At 36.8% G+C, this 16,692-nt stretch carries 15 protein-coding genes; 14 read left to right on the top strand and 1 reads right to left on the bottom strand.

Annotated features, from left to right (window positions below; all coding sequences use genetic code 11):
- Positions 1 to 107 precede the first annotated feature (107 nt).
- The 7 genes from ACTJJF_RS14290 to msrA all read left to right on the top strand — a co-directional run bounded on the left by ACTJJF_RS14290 (position 108) and on the right by msrA (position 11,026).
- A complete protein-coding gene (locus ACTJJF_RS14290; protein WP_440700070.1) occupies positions 108 to 2,300 on the top strand; it encodes a TonB-dependent siderophore receptor in 2,193 nt (730 codons plus the stop codon).
- A 31-nt stretch (positions 2,301 to 2,331) separates the two neighbouring features.
- Positions 2,332 to 4,542, top strand: coding sequence for a TonB-dependent siderophore receptor (locus tag ACTJJF_RS14285; protein ID WP_440700069.1), 2,211 nt, complete (start codon positions 2,332 to 2,334; stop codon positions 4,540 to 4,542).
- Positions 4,543 to 4,578: 36 nt separating this feature from the next.
- Positions 4,579 to 5,781, top strand: coding sequence for a PepSY-associated TM helix domain-containing protein (locus tag ACTJJF_RS14280; protein ID WP_440700068.1), 1,203 nt, complete (start codon positions 4,579 to 4,581; stop codon positions 5,779 to 5,781).
- Positions 5,781 to 7,892, top strand: a complete 2,112-nt coding sequence (locus ACTJJF_RS14275) for a TonB-dependent receptor (protein ID WP_440700067.1) — start codon at positions 5,781 to 5,783, stop codon at positions 7,890 to 7,892. The genes ACTJJF_RS14280 and ACTJJF_RS14275 overlap by 1 nt, the downstream gene beginning before the upstream one ends.
- Before the next feature lie 51 nt (positions 7,893 to 7,943).
- Entirely contained in the window at positions 7,944 to 9,155 is a 1,212-nt protein-coding gene (locus tag ACTJJF_RS14270) for a PepSY-associated TM helix domain-containing protein (RefSeq protein WP_440700066.1), read from the top strand.
- A 77-nt stretch (positions 9,156 to 9,232) separates the two neighbouring features.
- Positions 9,233 to 10,201, top strand: coding sequence for an ROK family protein (locus ACTJJF_RS14265; protein ID WP_312297680.1), 969 nt, complete (start codon positions 9,233 to 9,235; stop codon positions 10,199 to 10,201).
- 270 nt (positions 10,202 to 10,471) lie between these two features.
- On the top strand, positions 10,472 to 11,026 hold the full coding sequence (gene msrA / locus ACTJJF_RS14260) for a peptide-methionine (S)-S-oxide reductase MsrA (RefSeq protein WP_440700065.1): 555 nt from the start codon (positions 10,472 to 10,474) through the stop codon (positions 11,024 to 11,026).
- Positions 11,027 to 11,088: 62 nt separating this feature from the next.
- Here msrA and ACTJJF_RS14255 read toward each other — a convergent pair whose 3' ends face one another.
- The gene (locus ACTJJF_RS14255; RefSeq protein ID WP_312297678.1) at positions 11,089 to 11,892 is read right to left on the bottom strand and encodes a hypothetical protein; all 804 of its coding nucleotides are present in this window, start codon (positions 11,890 to 11,892) and stop codon (positions 11,089 to 11,091) included.
- A 400-nt stretch (positions 11,893 to 12,292) separates the two neighbouring features.
- Here ACTJJF_RS14255 and ACTJJF_RS14250 point away from each other — a divergent pair, with 400 nt between their 5' ends.
- From ACTJJF_RS14250 to ACTJJF_RS14220, 7 genes are all read left to right on the top strand, one after another.
- Positions 12,293 to 12,496: a hypothetical protein gene (locus ACTJJF_RS14250; RefSeq protein ID WP_440700064.1), complete on the top strand. Its 204-nt coding sequence runs from the start codon at positions 12,293 to 12,295 to the stop codon at positions 12,494 to 12,496.
- Positions 12,497 to 12,559: 63 nt separating this feature from the next.
- On the top strand, positions 12,560 to 14,245 hold the full coding sequence (locus tag ACTJJF_RS14245; protein WP_312297676.1) for a tetratricopeptide repeat-containing sensor histidine kinase: 1,686 nt from the start codon (positions 12,560 to 12,562) through the stop codon (positions 14,243 to 14,245).
- A 10-nt stretch (positions 14,246 to 14,255) separates the two neighbouring features.
- Complete coding sequence (locus tag ACTJJF_RS14240; RefSeq protein ID WP_312297675.1) at positions 14,256 to 14,918, top strand: DUF5932 domain-containing protein; 663 nt, start codon at positions 14,256 to 14,258, stop codon at positions 14,916 to 14,918.
- Between the two features lie 116 nt (positions 14,919 to 15,034).
- A complete protein-coding gene (locus ACTJJF_RS14235) occupies positions 15,035 to 15,700 on the top strand; it encodes a response regulator (RefSeq protein WP_312297674.1) in 666 nt (221 codons plus the stop codon).
- Positions 15,701 to 15,831: 131 nt separating this feature from the next.
- Positions 15,832 to 16,095, top strand: a complete 264-nt coding sequence (locus tag ACTJJF_RS14230; protein ID WP_312297672.1) for a hypothetical protein — start codon at positions 15,832 to 15,834, stop codon at positions 16,093 to 16,095.
- A complete protein-coding gene (yidD, locus tag ACTJJF_RS14225) occupies positions 16,067 to 16,402 on the top strand; it encodes a membrane protein insertion efficiency factor YidD (protein WP_312297671.1) in 336 nt (111 codons plus the stop codon). Before ACTJJF_RS14230 ends, yidD begins: the two co-directional genes overlap by 29 nt.
- A complete protein-coding gene (locus tag ACTJJF_RS14220) occupies positions 16,353 to 16,691 on the top strand; it encodes a YegP family protein (protein WP_312297670.1) in 339 nt (112 codons plus the stop codon). The genes yidD and ACTJJF_RS14220 overlap by 50 nt, the downstream gene beginning before the upstream one ends.
- The last annotated feature ends 1 nt before the right edge of the window (position 16,692 follow it).

Here is a 16,692-nt window from a genome sequence, read left to right as displayed (position 1 = left end):
ATAGCGGTTTTTTGTTATTCAGTATATAATAATTTTATGATAAATATCAATCTCATTATTTATTTAGAACAGTTAAAAATAATATATTTGCAGAAAATTTGACTTTCATGAAAAATGTACTGATCTGTGCTTCCGCACTGGGAACAATGCTGGTTTCTGCCCAAAAAAAAGATTCATTAACCACAAAAAGCATTGACGAGGTAATCATCAATACATATGTAAAGAAAGACAGTGAATATTCTAACAAGATGCCTTTGAAGGCTATAGAGGATCCTCAGGTATACTCTTCCATTGATAAAGGAGTTCTGGAAAACCAATTATTATTTACCGTAGATGATGCGTTCAGAAACGTTGCTGGTGCCCAGAAAATGTGGAGTGCAACCAACAGAGCCGGAGATGGAGGTATTTATCTTAACTTAAGAGGTTTTGTAGCGGGAAACTCTATCAGAAATGGTATGGTAGCACCTATTACAACTTCTATGGATGCTATTAATGTAGAGAGAATTGAAGTTTTAAAAGGGCCTTCTGCTACTTTATTCGGAAGTAATGTAACCTCTTATGGAGGAGTTGTGAACAGAGTGACTAAAAAACCCTTTGAAACTTTTGCAGGTGCTGTTTCTCTGGCAGGTGGAAGCTATAACTACTACAGAGTGCAGGCAGATGTGAATGCTCCGCTTACGAAAGATAAAAAATTATTATTCAGACTAAATACAGCCTATACCAACCAGGGGACTTTCCAGAGAACGAATGCAAAGAACTCTTTCTATGCTTTCACGCCATCCCTTACTTACCGCCCTACAGATAATTTAGAGATTAATGCTGAGCTGGAAATGTTTGAAACCAATTCATATCCTGAAACCGCATTTTTCTTTTATTTCCCGAGCTCACAACTTGGTGCAGACAGCATGGATAAACTGGAGAAATTAGGTTATAACTATAAACAGTCTTACATGGGCGAAGGTCTTAAAACTGTTGGTAGGGCAAGAAACATCTTTGGACAGGTGAACTATAAGATTAATGAGCATATCAAATCCTCTACGAATGTAAGTACTTCTTATTCTTACTCAGACGGGTTTAACCCCTATTTCTATTTTGCTCCAAACCCTGCAAACAGTTCAGAAATTGGGGTAGCAAGAGCTGACCAGTCTACCAAAGACAGCAAAAGAACATATTTCCAGCTTCAGCAGAACTTCAATTTTGATTTCAATATCGGAAATGTAAGAAACAGAACGGTTGCCGGTTTCGATTATATGAGAATGAATGACAACCAGTATTTTCTGTTTACAGATTTTGACTGGGTTCCATTTAATGCCACAGATTATTCCAATATGAACGGTCAGACCTTGGGAGCAAAATACACAGCACTACAAAGCGGGTCTGATTTTGAGAAAAACAACACTTATATAAGCAAAGGAAAAAGAGATATTTACAGTGGTTATATCTCCAACGTGATCACTCCGGTAGAAGGGCTTAATATTCTTACTTCTGTACGATACGAAAGTGTAAATTTCAAAGGAGGACAAACCGGACAAAAACTTACTGATTCTTTTAGCCAGGGAGCATGGTCACCAAAATTTGGTGTTGTTTACCAGATTCTTCCTGATAAATTATCCGTTTTCGGAAACTTCCAGAATAGTTTTTCAGTAAATGGATATTATACCTCCGATAAAACAGGAGGTATAACCCTTTCAACACCAGAAAGAGCCAATCAGTTTGAAGGAGGTTTCAAAACAAACCTTATCAAAGGAAGAGTTACTACAACTTTAAGTTACTATAATATTCAGGTTAAAAATACCCTCCTGAATACCGGTGAGATGACAGGAACAGGACAGGCTGTACAAAATCAGGCTGGTTTATTAAGAAGCCAGGGAGTAGAATTGGAAGCAAATGCTTACCTGATCAAAGGATTCTCCGTTATTGCCGGAGTAAGCTACAATGATATGAAATATACGGAAGCTGATGAAACAGTAATGGGAAGAAGACCTGCTACTGCATCATCTCCATGGTTGGTTAATTTCAATGCAAGTTACCAGTTCCTTGACGGAAATTTAAAAGGGCTTGGATTCGGAGTTGGAGGAAACTATGCGAGCGACAATAAGATCGTGAACTCTACAACGATGGGTACTTTCATCCTTCCAAAATATTTGGTACTGAATGCCAACGCATTTTACGACACTAAAAAATTCAGAGTCGGAGTTAAAGTAGACAACTTTACCAACGAACACTACTGGAGCGGATATACAACTGCCAATGCTCAGGCTCTTGCCAACGTATTAGGAAGCTTTACTTATAAATTTTAAACTGTTAGAATAAATTACTCCCCTTTAAACAATGAAGAGAATAACAATAGGAGCGGCATTATTAACTTCCATGTTAAGTTTTGCACAGGAAAAAAAAGACACCATCAAATCCAACGATATTGAAGAAGTAGTTGTTAACGGAAGATATTACAAGAAATATGTAGAAAAACAGGGATCATCCTCTCTTCGTCTGGATGAGGCACTTATTAAAATACCTCAGAATATCTCAATTATCACCAATAAAGCATTGGAAGACCAGCAGGTAACTACTTTAAGCGACGGTGTTTTAAGAAACGTTGCCGGAGCTCAGAGGCTGGAGCACTGGGGAGATATGTATACCAGGGTCAATATGAGGGGAGCCAGAGCTGCTGCTTTTATGAATGGAGTAAATGTAACTTCAAGCTGGGGACCTCTAAGCGAAGATATGAGCTATGTAGATCATATTGAATTTATCAAAGGGCCGTCAGGATTCTTAATGTCAAACGGTGAACCAAGCGGTATTTACAATATCGTTACCAAAAAACCTACAGGAAAGGCTTTCAACGGTACAGCAAGGGTTACGCTCGGCAGTTTCAATATGTATAGAGGAGAAGCAGACGTTGATACAAAAATTACTGACAAAGTTGCTTTCAGATTAAATTTAATGGCTCAGAACAAAAACAGCTTCAGAGACTATGAATTCAATGACAGATACATTATCAACCCGTCTATCAAAGTAAATCTTAGTGATAAAACCACTCTTACAGCCGAATATATCTACCAAAAGGCAAAAATGTCTGAAGTAGGTTCAGCCTATGTATTCAGTTTTCAGGGGTACAGGGCAAAGCCTGTAGGATATACCCTTACTGATCCGGGTCTTGATCCGACAAAAGTTGACAACAATACGATTAATGTTAATGTACAGCATAAGTTTAATGAAAACTGGAAATTAACATCTCAGTTAACGTATGTGAATGAATATACTATGGGAAGTGATCTTTGGCCAAGTATGTTTGAGGGAAATCATATGATTCGCCGATTAAACTATTGGGAGGCAGACAATACAATGAAATTCGGGCAGGTGTTCCTGAACGGTCTTGTGAAGACAGGAACTGTTTCTCATAAAATTTTAGCAGGACTTGATCTTGGAAGCAAAAAATATATGGCAGACTGGTCTCAGGGATATAATCTGGATAAATTTAATGCCAACGGAGATTTTGACGCTGTCAATAACAATGTAGCTGATCACAATTACTGGTATAATATAGACACCAACAATTATGATATCAACGGCGAAGGCAAATATTACGGACCTAATAATACGGAAGCTTATAAGCCCTTTAATAAATCAACTCCTCTTTCTGTAAGAGCCGGAGCAGGAAGTACTATTGACCAGAGATATACCGGTTTATATTTACAGGATGAACTGGGTTTCTTTGATGATGCACTAAGGCTTACTTTGGCCGCTCGTTATACCAACGTAAAAGAAGTAAACTACGGAACGAAAGCTGAAGCCAACAGAATTACCCCACGAATCGGACTGAGCTATTCTATAGATGAAAATATGTCTGCATATGCACTATACGATCAGTCATTCGTACCTCAGGCAGGTTTATTCAGAGATGGAACAACGGCATCTCCATTAACCGGAAATAACATTGAAATAGGATTTAAGAAAGACTGGTTTGCCGGAAAATGGAATACTACCCTCTCGTTATATAATATTAACAAGAACAACGAGATTACCGGAGACCCAGATCTTACGAATAATCCTAACGGAAAATATTCCATTCTTCTTGGAAAGACAAGAGTACAGGGAGTAGAATTTGATCTTAAAGGAGAAATTGTAAAAGGCTTCAATGCTATTTTTAATTATGCCTTTACAGAGAATAAGTTTACAGAAACAACAGCGGCAAGCAAAAAAGGAGACCGTGTTCCCGGATATGCGAAGCACACTGCAAACGGCTGGCTAAACTATACCTTCAGCAATAATATCCTTGAAGGTTTCGGATTGAGTTTCGGAGGAACGTATATGGCAGACAGAAGCAGCTGGGGCTGGGGAAGCTCAAATACTCAGCAAATGGCTGATTATGTAAAATTTGATGCAGGAGCTTCATGGGAAAATTCAAAATTCAGAGTGAACTTCAATGTGTTTAATATCTTCAACAGGTATTTATACTCAGGAGCACCTTACGCCGGTTACTATTATTATCAGGCAGATGCACCACGAAATTTCAGAATATCAATCGGATATAAATTCTAAAAATACAGGTTAGCCCCTCAGGGGTTAACTTTTTCTATGAAAAAGAAACATCATCATAAAAAGAAAGTTTCTCCAGCAAAGAAATGGTCTGCCAAACTGCATTTGTGGTTGGGCTTATCTGTTGGTATTATCGTTTTCATAGTCTCTCTTACGGGGACTTTATATGTTTTTAAAGATGAAGTACAGAACAGTCTCCGTAAGGAAGCCATCTATGTAAAAAGTGAAGATTCCGGTAAAAACCCTTTATCCATTGGGCTTCTCCGGGAAAAGGTAACCCTGGAACTTAATGAAAAATATCCGCTGACTTCCGTAGAAATCCCTCTAGATAAAAATAAATCCTACCGTTTTCTGTATTATGAAAAAAATAAAAAGGGCTGGAATTATTTTCAGGAGGTTCTCATCAACAAACAGGTCTACGTCAATCAGTATACCGGGGGAATTCTTGCCGTATATAACGAGAAATATGATTTCTTCAATATTTTAAAATACATCCATTGGGGACTTCTGCTCAATTCTGACTGGGGAAAATATGTGGTGGGAATTCCGACCGTGCTTTTCATTTGTATGCTGATCACAGGGATTATTCTGTGGTGGCCTAAAAATAAAAATGCAAGAAAAGGCCGCTTCCGGTTCAACTGGGAAAATGTAAAAGGCTGGAAGCGCAAGAACTATGATCTTCATAATGTACTTGGGTTTTATGCTTCATTCATTGCATTATTGATGAGCATTACCGGGATTTACTTTGCTTATCCTTATGTAAAAAACACATTCAATCTAGCCTTATCGGGATCAGTGGATCTTCCAAAAGAAAAAGAGATCAAATCTCCGGATTCCATGTTGGCAAAGAATAATGAAGTGTTTGATATTGCTGCCCTTCAAACCAGGAAGCTGTATGCCGGTTCATCAAGCTTCAGAATTTCTTTAAACGGAAAGAATAAAAAGGGAAAAGACCTTAAAAACCTTCCGGTAACCATTTACGGACAGGAAGGAAGATTCAGCGAAAGAAATCTTTTAACTTTTGATAAATACTCAGGAAAACTATTAGCCCATAAACCTCATCAAAAACTGAACAACGCAGAAAAATATGCAAATGCCAATTATGATATCCATACCGGCTCCTACTTTGGGCTGTTTGGAAAAATCATCTGGTTTATAGCCGGCCTCATCTGCACCTCACTCCCGGTAACCGGATTTTTGATCTGGTGGGGAAAAAGAAAGAAACAAGGAAAGAAAATATAATGAAAAAAGCGCTTTTATCAGCTGCCTGCCTGGGAACCACTACCGTTTTTGCACAGGTTAAAGATAGTTTACAAACCAAAAATGTCGAGGAAATCGTGATGACAGCCTCAAGGAAAAAGGAAAATATCAAAGAGGTTCCAAGCTCTGTTACTATTGTAGCAGAAAAACAGATTCAGTCTCAGCTGACGGTGAATTCTGATATCACAAGCATCCTGCAGTATACGGTACCCAGTTTAGGAACTAATTCCGGACAGACTTCCAATACAGGACAGACCTTGAGAGGACGCCAGGTGCTGGTACTTGTTGATGGTATTCCGCAATCTACTCCGCTTAGAAACGGGGCAAGAGATCTAAGGGTTATTGATCCTTCAGCCATTGAAAGGATTGAGGTAATCAAAGGAGCTTCTGCCATCTACGGAAACGGGGCAGACGGAGGGATCATCAATTATATTACAAAGAGAAATAAAACAGATAAAAAAATCTCCGGAATTTCACAGATAGGTCTTACAGGACAGCTTTACGGCGGCACTTTAGGCGTAAGAGCAAGCCAGCTTTTATCGGGAAAAATCAAAAAATTCGATTACACCCTTTCATTAGCTTATGAAAGAACCGGCTATATGAAAGATGCAGACGGAGTATTGCTAAGTCCTACTTACAGTACAGCCCGTATGGATAATTACAACGGGATGCTGAAATTGGGCTATGACATCAATGACAATCAAAGAATTGAAGCTTCCTATATCGGATATTCTTCCAGATCAGATCTTAATGTCGGTTTAAGCACCGGAAAATACGGCATTAAACCTACGATTGGAGAAGGAGAAGGAAAAAGTCTTGAAACAACACCGCAAGGGACACCAAAGAATCATAATATCAGAGTAAGCTATGACAATAAGAACCTGTTTGCAGGAACTTCATTAAACATCAATCTTTATTATCAGGATTTTAAAACCGTTTACGGATACAGTGATACGTTCTTTAATGGCGGTCAATCCAATGTTCTTTCCAAAAAAGTGGGAGCCCGCTTCAATTTTGATACCCAATTGTGGAATTCCCAAAATTCGCAGGGAGAAATTATCTACGGAGCAGATATCCTGAATGATCAGACTGTACAGAAACTGGAAGACGGCCGGTTCTGGACACCCAATATGAGTATGACCAATATCGCTCCGTTTGTACTGGCAAAAATTGATCTTTTTAAAAAGCTGACCATCAAAGGAGGACTTCGCTATGAAAATATCAGAGTCAATGTAGATGATTTCAATACGCTTTCTGTCATTAAAAATGACGGTACATTTACGAAGAGTATTCCGGTAGAAGGAGGAAAACTAAGTTATAATGCTTTAGTAGGAAATATAGGGATCCGTTATAATATCGAGCCATACATCAATCTTTTTGCAAGTTTCTCACAGGCCTACTCCATCAATGAGCTCGGAAGGATCTTAAGAACCTCAACATCTGAAACCATTAAAAGCCTTGAAACAAAACCAATCATTGTCAACAACTACGAATTAGGCGCTACAGGACAGCTTTCCAACTGGCTTCATTATGAATTGACTTCTTATGTAAGTACATCCAAACTTGGGGCAACATTCGTTCAAAGTGCAGACAGGGCATTAATGATCCAGAGGTCTCCGGAAATTGTGTATGGTATAGAAGGATTCCTGCATTTCACCCCTGCAAAATGGCTACAGTTCGGGGGAAGCTATAGCTGGATGGAAGGGATCACCTCTCCGAAGGATGATGGCGACTACTCTTCGAAGATCAACAACAGCAGGATCTCAGCGCCTAAAGTACTGGCGTATATCCAGGGAAAACCAATACCTACATTATCTATTGGCTTTGATATGCTTCATTCTTTCCAACAGGATCGTTTTACTCCGAATGCTAAAGGAGTATTTGCATATGGAGAAGGCTTTGTACCGGATTATACCGTTTTCAATTTTAAATCAGGCTATGAGGTCAACCGTAACTGGAAAATCTCTTTAGGCATCGAGAATCTTCTGAACAGGCAATATCAACCTGCCATTGCATGGTGGGCAGCAAGAGACAGTGATTTCACCAATTCTGCAGGCTTGAGAGGTACATTCATGATTGAATATAAATTTTAATTAAACTAAATAAGAATTATAGCATATCTTTGCTCAACTGTCTATTGTACTATGAAGAAAAAGCATCATCATAAAAAAAAGCCGGGTTTCTTTAAAAAGTGGTCTGCCAGGCTCCACCTGTGGTTTGGGTTGGGAATTGGATTTCTGATCTTTATTATTTCCATTACCGGTGCACTGTATGTCTTTAAAGATGAGGTAGAAAACTTCACCCGGAAAGACGTCATTTACCATAATGAACAGAATATTGAGCAAAAGCAGATCCTTCCTATCAGAGTGATGGAGAAAGCGGTTGCGGATCAGGTAAAGGAAAAATATCCCATCCATTGGGTCAATATCCCTATTGATAAGAAAATGTCTTATATGTTCTTCTGGTATGAGCACAATACAAAAGCATGGAACTACTTTGATGAATTTCCGGTTTATAAACAGGCTTATGTAAATCCATATACCGGAAAAGTTCTGAGGGTTTATGATGAAAAGAACGGCTTTTTCAATATTGTAAAAATGATCCACTGGAGCTTTCTTCTGAAACAGGACTGGGGAACTTATGTAGTGGGAATACCGGTGATCATTTTTGTGATCATGCTGATAACAGGAATCGTTTTATGGTGGCCTAAGAACAAAGCAGCAAGGAAACAGCGTTTTTCTTTTAAGTGGAAGAATGTAAAAAGCTGGAAAAGAAAGAACTACGATCTTCATAATGTCTTAGGCTTTTATGCGTCCATTTTTGCACTGATCTTTTCTATTACAGGACTTTTCTATGCTTTTTTTGTGGTGCAGGCAATGATCTATGTGATCTTTTCAGGCGGAGAAACCAAATACCCTGACTTCTCCCACATCAAGACAAAAGCTCCTGTAGAACTGAGAACAGAAGGAACTCTTGATAAAATCATCAATACTGTCAAAGAAAAATACCCGGATTCTTACGGTTTCGCAATCGACCTTGGACATGAGCATATGGATGATCATGAACATCCCAACTTTGAGGTTTATGTAAAGCACCTTACCTATTCTTATCACAAGAGCAGCAGCCTTATTTTTGATGAAAATTCAGGAGACCTGCTTCATACGCATGATCCGAAAGACAAAAATTTCGGAGAAAAAGTAGTCAATGCCAATTATGACATTCACGTAGGGGCTATTTTAGGACTTCCTACCAAGATCATTGCTTTTACAGTAAGTCTTATCTGTGCTTCTCTTCCGGTAACCGGGTTTATGATCTGGTGGGGACGAAGAAAGAAAAAAGCGGTAAAAACAGCTTAAACCTTAAATAAAACTCAGTTAATAATCCATTAATACAATCTTTTTTATAATTTTAGACCTTAGAATTTAATAATAGAATGTCATTAATAGATTTATCAAAACAAGTTGCCCTTGGAGTTGACATCGGCGGAACCAACACAAAGTTCGGAATTGTAAACCACCGTGGAGAAGTTCTGGATAAAGGTAATCTTAAAACAGATGCCTATGACAGAGTAGAAGATTTCATCGATGCTCTATATGAACATGTATATCCACTGATGGAAAAACATGGTACAGAAAAGCACTTCGACGGAATAGGAGTAGGCGCACCTAATGCCAACTATTACAAAGGAACCATAGAGCTGGCTCCTAACCTGCCATGGAAAGGGGTAATTCCTTTTGCAGAACTGATGACGGCAAAGTTTAATCTACCTTGTACCGTAACCAATGATGCCAATGCTGCCGCTTTGGGAGAAATGCTTTTCGGTGCGGCAAGAGGAATGAAAGATTTCATTATGATTACCCTGGGAACCGGCGTAGGCAGCGGAATTATCGCTAACGGAAGTCTGATCTATGGACATGACGGTTTTGCCGGAGAACTGGGACATACGATTGTAAAACCGGGCGGAAGAAAACATTGGAGTACAGGATCTGAAGGAAGTCTGGAAGCCTATGCATCTGCTACAGGAATTACAATCACTGCCAAGAAAATGAGAGCAGAGTTCCCGGAATCTATGCTGAATCAATATCCGGAAGACGCAATCAATTCTAAAACCGTGTATGAATGTGCAATGCAAGATGATCCTATTGCCAAAGAGGTTTTCAGATATACGGGACAAAAACTGGGTGAAGCATTGGCCAATTTTGTGATGTTCTCCTCACCGGAAGCCATTCTTTTATTTGGCGGAGTGATCAAGGCGGGAGATTTTATCTTAAAGCCGGCTAAACTTCATATGGAAAGAAACCTTCTTCCGATCTTCAGAAATAAAGTAAAACTGGTCTTCAGTGAACTGGACGAAGCTGATGCTGCCATTCTTGGAGCAAGTGCTTTAGTCTGGGAAAAATAACTGGACCACTGATTATAACAAAAGCTATCTCGTTTAGGTAGCTTTTTATGTTAGAAAGGCATTGTAATCACTGCAAATGCGCTCATTTATTTTATTCATTTCTTCAGGCCTAAGAAAGAGTTCAATACCAGCTTTCATCATTAGTATTATCTATGAAAACAATTCATTGGCTTCGTAGTAAAATCCATGAAGTTTTTCTTATTTTTGATCAGCATTTTCTGCAACATTTGGAGCAAAAGAAAATACTGTAAACAATATAATTACCCAAAAATGGACAACAATAATTTAGAACAGATCACCTTCGGAGGCGGATGCTTCTGGTGTGTGGAAAGCTGTTTCAATTTGCTGAAAGGCGTTCAATCTGCTATTTCAGGCTATTCAGGAGGTCATAAAGATAACCCGACCTATCAGGAAGTATGTACCGGAGAAACGGGGCATGCTGAAGTAGTACAGATCACTTATGATCCGGCTGTTATTTCCTATGAACAATTGATGGATGTATTCTTCTTCCTTCATGATCCTACCCAGCTGAACAGACAGGGCAATGACATAGGAACCCAATACCGCTCCGTTATTTACTATAAAGACGATGCTGAAAAAGCCAAAGCTGAAGAAGCCATCAAAGCCTCCCAAGAATCAGGAAGATGGCAGGGAACTTATGTGACAGAATTAACGAAGTTCGATACATTCTGGCCTGCAGAACAATATCATCAGGGATACTATAACGAGAACCCAACCCAGCCATATTGCAGCGCTGTTGTGGGACCTAAAATCCAGAAGTTTAAAAAGCATTTCGGAGAACTTGGAATGCTGAATGCAGAATAATATAGAGCGGAGAGAGATCTTCGCTTTTTTTTGTGCAAAAAAAATTGAATTTGAATTTAAAATTATTGTGGGAAAACTTGTTCTTCCAATTCAGCATTTTCTCCTGCATAGGTTTCTAATATTCTTTCTGATACATCTTTTAATGCTTTTTCATTTTCAGGATGTTTACCAAAGCTGGTAAAGAATTCTACCTTATTATTACTTTTATCATACCATACTTTCCCCATAGCATTCTGAGTAGTAAGTGTATCTGGCCTTGTAATTTTCTTAAAATATTTAAACATATATTCATTCATCGGAACTATTTCAAACTGAGAGCCAAGAGAGCTGCTATCCGTGGCCATATACCTATCCTTATCCCAGTACATGTAAGCTTTATCAACAGCCGGAGTTCCCCAACCGGATATGAAACCCAAATGTTTAGAGTTTTTACCATTAGAAAAAACAACACCTCCGGTAACAAGGAATAAAACAAAAGTCATTTCTAAAATACCTAAACCGTTTTTCTTCATAAAGTCCTGTAATAATACCGTTGGTGTTACGGTGATAATTATTTGCTGGATTTTATCAGACAGATCCCTGAAGCTCATAGTAAAAGTCGTTGTTCCATCTCCTTCTATACTCACCCTATTGCAAAAATCATCAAAATCATCATATCCTATATACTTACTCAAATAATATAAAGCATCATCATCAATATTATAATCTTCATTGTTTTGTATTAAATGGGTATAAAACCGGCTATATGTTTTATCATCTCTTGAAAAACCATACCGCTCTTCAAACAGTAAACTTAAATATTTTGAAACAGAAGATTTGCTCTTACGAGGAAGCTCATTTTTTGCAGTTTCAAATACAGTTTTCAATAAAAATCTTTTCTTCTCATACATAATTTTTCAGGTATTAGTTATTTGCTGTCCAAATTAGACAAAAAGTTAACAGAAAATTTACGGTTTACCGCAAAAAATCAAACATTTACACATATCCAGCTGTCCATCGCCTGTCTGAATATTTGAGGTTATATACAAGATATTTGTAAAAGAAATCAGGACGGAAAAAATAAAACTAAAATCAAAACCTGATTTCAAAATCACCAGATAAAACGGAGGAAAACTCCGGATTGGGAAGCAGATGTTTCTCCTCCGTTTTTGATGGTTCACTTCCCTAAAAAATTAAGAAGCGCTTCGAAATTTTAATCGTGTACTGCTCGGGATTAAACCCTCGAGAGGAAGAAAATTTTTCAAAAATCTTAAAACTTTTTAGGCAATGATACAGTTCATTCTAATGCTACTAGGGCTAGCATTTTCAAATAATAACGCAAATACAGTAACAACAACTGATAACAACCAGACACCAGGGACAGTACAGGTTCAAAATAGTCCCGCAGATCCGGGAGGATCAACTGGAGAAACTGGAAGTGAAGGTGATACCAGTGGAGAAACTGGAAATATTCCTCCACCGAAAAAATAATCATATGAGAAGGGCGATTAAATCGCCCTTTTTTATATATATTTAAGCTTCAATTTATTATACATGTATTATCTAAGATTTTTACTACTTTTTCTTTTAATAAACTGTAATTATTCTGAAAGTTCAACATCAAATACAGTTGAAAATATTGCTATAAAAAAAGCTGATAGTATTTATAAAGAAGCAGAAAAGCAGTATTATAAAAAGAATGATAATCAGCAAGCTTTTTTATTATTTTCAAAAGCTGAAGATATTTACAAACAGAATAAAGATTCTCTGGATACCGCCGCTAGTTTAGCTTTCAAAGCCATGATTCTGAATGATATTGGAGATCATTTTACAAGCAACGAAAGAGCCATAGAAGCTTTAAGTTTTCTGAATCTCCCTAAAGATTCAGCTTACTTACCTTCCATTTATAATACATTGGCGATTGCACAAAAAAACCTCAAACATTATACGGAAGCTTTACAATGGTATGAAAAGGCTCTAAAAGCCAATAATATTGATGGACAAGAAAAAATTATTAAAAATAATATTGCAGATCTCTACGCAAAAAAAAGAGATTATCTAAAAAGTATAGAAATTTATAAAAGCCTTTTAAACGATAAAAGTATAATTAAGTCTATCACAGATTATGCAATGATACTGGATAATTACAATTATACTAAATGGTTACAGAACAAAAACTTTAATCCTGAACCAGAACTTTCAAGAGCTTTACAATTAAAAATAGACTCAAAAGATATTAAAGGACAGATATCTACGCATTCACATTTGGCTGAATATTACTCAGAGACTAATATACAGAAAGCGATTCAGCATACTGATGCTAAATATAGGCTTTCACTTATTTTAAATAATCCATACGACCGATTAGAGTCTTTAGGTACACTTTTGGGAATTTCTTCATCTGCAAACAGTAAAAAAATATTTAAAGAATTCCAGAATTTAAATGATAGTATTATTGCCGCAAAAGATGACGCAAAAAACAGATTTGCTTTAATTGAGTATGATGTAGAAAAAAAGAATATTGAAAATCAAAGATTAAAATATCAAAAAGCCAAAGGAGAAGCTCTTATACTAAAACAGAGTTTTGTTATGGGAACCTTGATTGTTGTTATTTTCATCATTATTATTTGGTATAGAAGAAGGCAGAAAAACTTGAAACAAAAGAATGAGCTAAAAATTAAAGAAAACCAGCTCAAAATGTCGAAGAAAGTTCACGATGTAGTAGCCAATGGCATCTATCAGGTGATGACAAAGCTTGAAAACCAGAAAGATTTTGACCGGGATAAAGCACTTGACGAACTGGAATTTGTATACGAAAAATCCAGAGACATTTCTTATGATAAAATTGGTGAAGAAAAAGAGTTCAGCAAAGTAATCTCAGAGCTTATTGCTTCTTTTAATAATGATATGGTAAAAACTTTTACCGCAGGAAACAGCCCTGAGATCTGGCAATCCGTTTCTCCTACAGTAAAAGATGAGGTTTACCAAATGGTTCGTGAGCTGATGGTAAATATGAAAAAACACAGCCATGCCAGCCATGTTGCTGTTAAATTTGAAAAAACAAACAACATTGTTGAGATTCAGTACAAAGACAATGGAATAGGAATTTCGGGAGACCTTGTTTATAAAAATGGTTTACGTAATGCGGCATCCCGTATTGAAACGATTAACGGAACCATTACTTTTGACACGAAAATTGAAAAAGGGCTGAAAGTAAATCTTTCATTCCCCGTTTCCTAACCATCCAGCCATGTTCAAAAAAGTTTTAATCGTTGAAGATCAGGAGATAATGAACCAGGGACTCCTGAACACGATAAAAGAATTAGAGATCCCTGATTTTGATTATGTAACGTATTGTGATGAAGCTTTAAACAGGATCAGAATAGCTTTAGAAAGGAAAAACCCGTATGATCTTCTTATTGCTGATTTGTCATTTGAAAAAGACCATATTCCTCAGAAACTTCGTTCCGGACAGGAACTTATCTCTGAAGCGAAAAAGGTTCAACCCGGATTAAAAGTCGTTGTGTTCTCTGTGGAAAAAAAAGCCAAGAAAATTAACGATCTTTATAAGGTTTATCATGTGGACGGTTTTGTCACCAAGGCACGGCGTGACGGGCAAGACCTGAAAAGTACGATACGAAAAGTTTTTAATGGAGAAATTGTAATTCCACAGGAGGTTCTGAATACAATGCGTCATATTTCATCAGAATTTGATGCATATGATATCAAGTTGCTTGAGCTTCTTGCTAAAGGATACAAACAAAGTGAAATAAGCAATTACTTAAAAGAGCACCGAATGATGCCATATAGCATCAGATCTATTGAAAAGAGATTGAATGAACTTCGGGACAGTTTGGGTGCAAAAAATAATATTGAGATGATTGTAATCTGTAAAGATATTGGCCTGATCTGATCTTCTCTGCAAAAAGATTGTTTTTTCGTTCTTTTTACGTGAACCCGTAATGATGAAATAATAAATGAATATACTTTTGAGGTCTTAACCAATTTTTTTAATTAAACCGTATAACCATGTTCAAAAAAATTTTAATTGCCGAAGATCATGAAAGCATCAATATTTCTGTTCAAAAAACCCTCGAGGAGCTGAATATTCCTAAGGTAGATTATGTATATTACTGTGATGATGCCATAGGAAAAATTCAGAAAGCATTACGGGAAGAACACCCTTATGATTTATTGATTACAGATCTGTACTATGAAGATGATCATCATGAGCAAAACCTTAAAGACGGAAAAGAGCTTATCAGAAAAGCAAAAGAGATACAGCCCAATTTGAAAGTCATTGTATTTTCGGCAGAACATAAAACGGGAATAATAGAGAACCTTTTTTCAGATTATCAAATCAACGGATATGTCCGGAAAGCCAGAAACGATTCCAAAGATTTGAAAAAGTCCATTGCATCTGTATATATTGGTGAAAATTATTTGTCTTTTGATCTGAAGCAGGATATGAAAAAATTCAACAGCTATGAATTTTCTACGTTTGACATCACCCTTGTTTCCCTCCTTTCTAAAGGAGTCTTACAGAAAAACATTCCTGTTCATCTCGAAGAGAGAAATATTAAACCCTCCAGCTTGAGCAGCATTGAAAAAAGATTAAATAGCCTGAAGGAAGACCTCGAAATAAACAGCAATGAACAGTTAGTAGCTTTCTGCAAGGATATCGGCATTATATAAAATACAATTCATAAAACTCACAGCCTTTCAAACTTTTTGAAAGGTTTTTTATTTTTTGCCCGTTTTACGGAAACCCGTAACGGATCAAAATTTAATGCTCATATTTTTGGAATATTAAATAATAACCAATTATGGAATACAAAGTAATACCATTTGTTGCAACTGCTAATCAACAAAATATGAGTTCAAAAAATATTGCAGAACAATTAGATAATTTAATAAAAGTTTATACCAATGATGGTTGGGAATATGTAAGACTGGAAAGTGTATCCACTTATATACAACCTGTTGAGGGTTGTTTTGGAAATACAGTCAAACCTGGTTATATGACTTCTTATCAGATGGTAGTTTTTAGTAAAAACGAAAATGAAAAACCTATTAATTCTTATTATTAAAATCTATTGGCTGGTCATTCCTCCATCAAAAAGACGGAAATGTATTTTCAGGACCAGCTGCTCAAGACACGTTTACGAAAAAACAATGCATGATGGATTTATTTCTGGATTAAAGGCTTTAAAATATCGTTTTCAAAACTGCAGGTCCGGAGCTTATATCATAGAAAATCCTTACGGAAAAATCCAGCTCATTTTACCTAATCAACAAATTCTTAATGAAACAGAAATTTCAGTAAGATTAATTAAAAATAACAATCATGGGAAAATTTGTAATCACACAGAGAATCAACAAAGAGTATCAGTTTAATCTGAAAGCCGGAAATGGTGAAATTATTTTAACCAGCGAAGGATACGTTCAGAAAGCATCCTGTCAGAAAGGAATCGAATCCGTAAAAGTAAATTCCCAGGATCTTTCAAAATACGACAGAAGACTTGCTAAAAACGGAAAAGACTATTTCGTATTAAAAGCAAGAAATGGTGAAATTATCGGAAACAGCCAAATGTACACCACAAAATCCGGAATGGAAAATGGTATCGCTTCCGTAAAATCAAATGCTCCAGAAGCAGAAATCGTTGATGAAACTTTAAAAAACTAAA

The sequence above is a fragment of the Chryseobacterium sp. 22458 genome (assembly GCF_052044975.1).
In the GTDB taxonomy this organism is placed as follows: domain Bacteria; phylum Bacteroidota; class Bacteroidia; order Flavobacteriales; family Weeksellaceae; genus Chryseobacterium.
The sequence above is the reverse complement of the archived record's forward strand: the minus strand, read 5'-3'. Positions and strand labels throughout refer to the sequence as shown.

Excerpts from the sequence above, each read along its gene's own strand:
- ACTJJF_RS14290 (WP_440700070.1), top strand. The coding sequence starts at position 108 with ATGAAAAATGTACTGATCTGTGCTTCCGCACTGGGAACAATGCTGGTT.
- ACTJJF_RS14285 (WP_440700069.1), top strand. The coding sequence starts at position 2,332 with ATGAAGAGAATAACAATAGGAGCGGCATTATTAACTTCCATGTTAAGT.
- ACTJJF_RS14280 (WP_440700068.1), top strand. The coding sequence starts at position 4,579 with ATGAAAAAGAAACATCATCATAAAAAGAAAGTTTCTCCAGCAAAGAAA.
- ACTJJF_RS14275 (WP_440700067.1), top strand. The coding sequence starts at position 5,781 with ATGAAAAAAGCGCTTTTATCAGCTGCCTGCCTGGGAACCACTACCGTT.
- ACTJJF_RS14270 (WP_440700066.1), top strand. The coding sequence starts at position 7,944 with ATGAAGAAAAAGCATCATCATAAAAAAAAGCCGGGTTTCTTTAAAAAG.
- ACTJJF_RS14265 (WP_312297680.1), top strand. The coding sequence starts at position 9,233 with ATGTCATTAATAGATTTATCAAAACAAGTTGCCCTTGGAGTTGACATC.
- msrA (WP_440700065.1), top strand. The coding sequence starts at position 10,472 with ATGGACAACAATAATTTAGAACAGATCACCTTCGGAGGCGGATGCTTC.
- ACTJJF_RS14250 (WP_440700064.1), top strand. The coding sequence starts at position 12,293 with ATGATACAGTTCATTCTAATGCTACTAGGGCTAGCATTTTCAAATAAT.
- ACTJJF_RS14245 (WP_312297676.1), top strand. The coding sequence starts at position 12,560 with ATGTATTATCTAAGATTTTTACTACTTTTTCTTTTAATAAACTGTAAT.
- ACTJJF_RS14240 (WP_312297675.1), top strand. The coding sequence starts at position 14,256 with ATGTTCAAAAAAGTTTTAATCGTTGAAGATCAGGAGATAATGAACCAG.
- ACTJJF_RS14235 (WP_312297674.1), top strand. The coding sequence starts at position 15,035 with ATGTTCAAAAAAATTTTAATTGCCGAAGATCATGAAAGCATCAATATT.
- ACTJJF_RS14230 (WP_312297672.1), top strand. The coding sequence starts at position 15,832 with ATGGAATACAAAGTAATACCATTTGTTGCAACTGCTAATCAACAAAAT.
- yidD (WP_312297671.1), top strand. The coding sequence starts at position 16,067 with ATGAAAAACCTATTAATTCTTATTATTAAAATCTATTGGCTGGTCATT.
- ACTJJF_RS14220 (WP_312297670.1), top strand. The coding sequence starts at position 16,353 with ATGGGAAAATTTGTAATCACACAGAGAATCAACAAAGAGTATCAGTTT.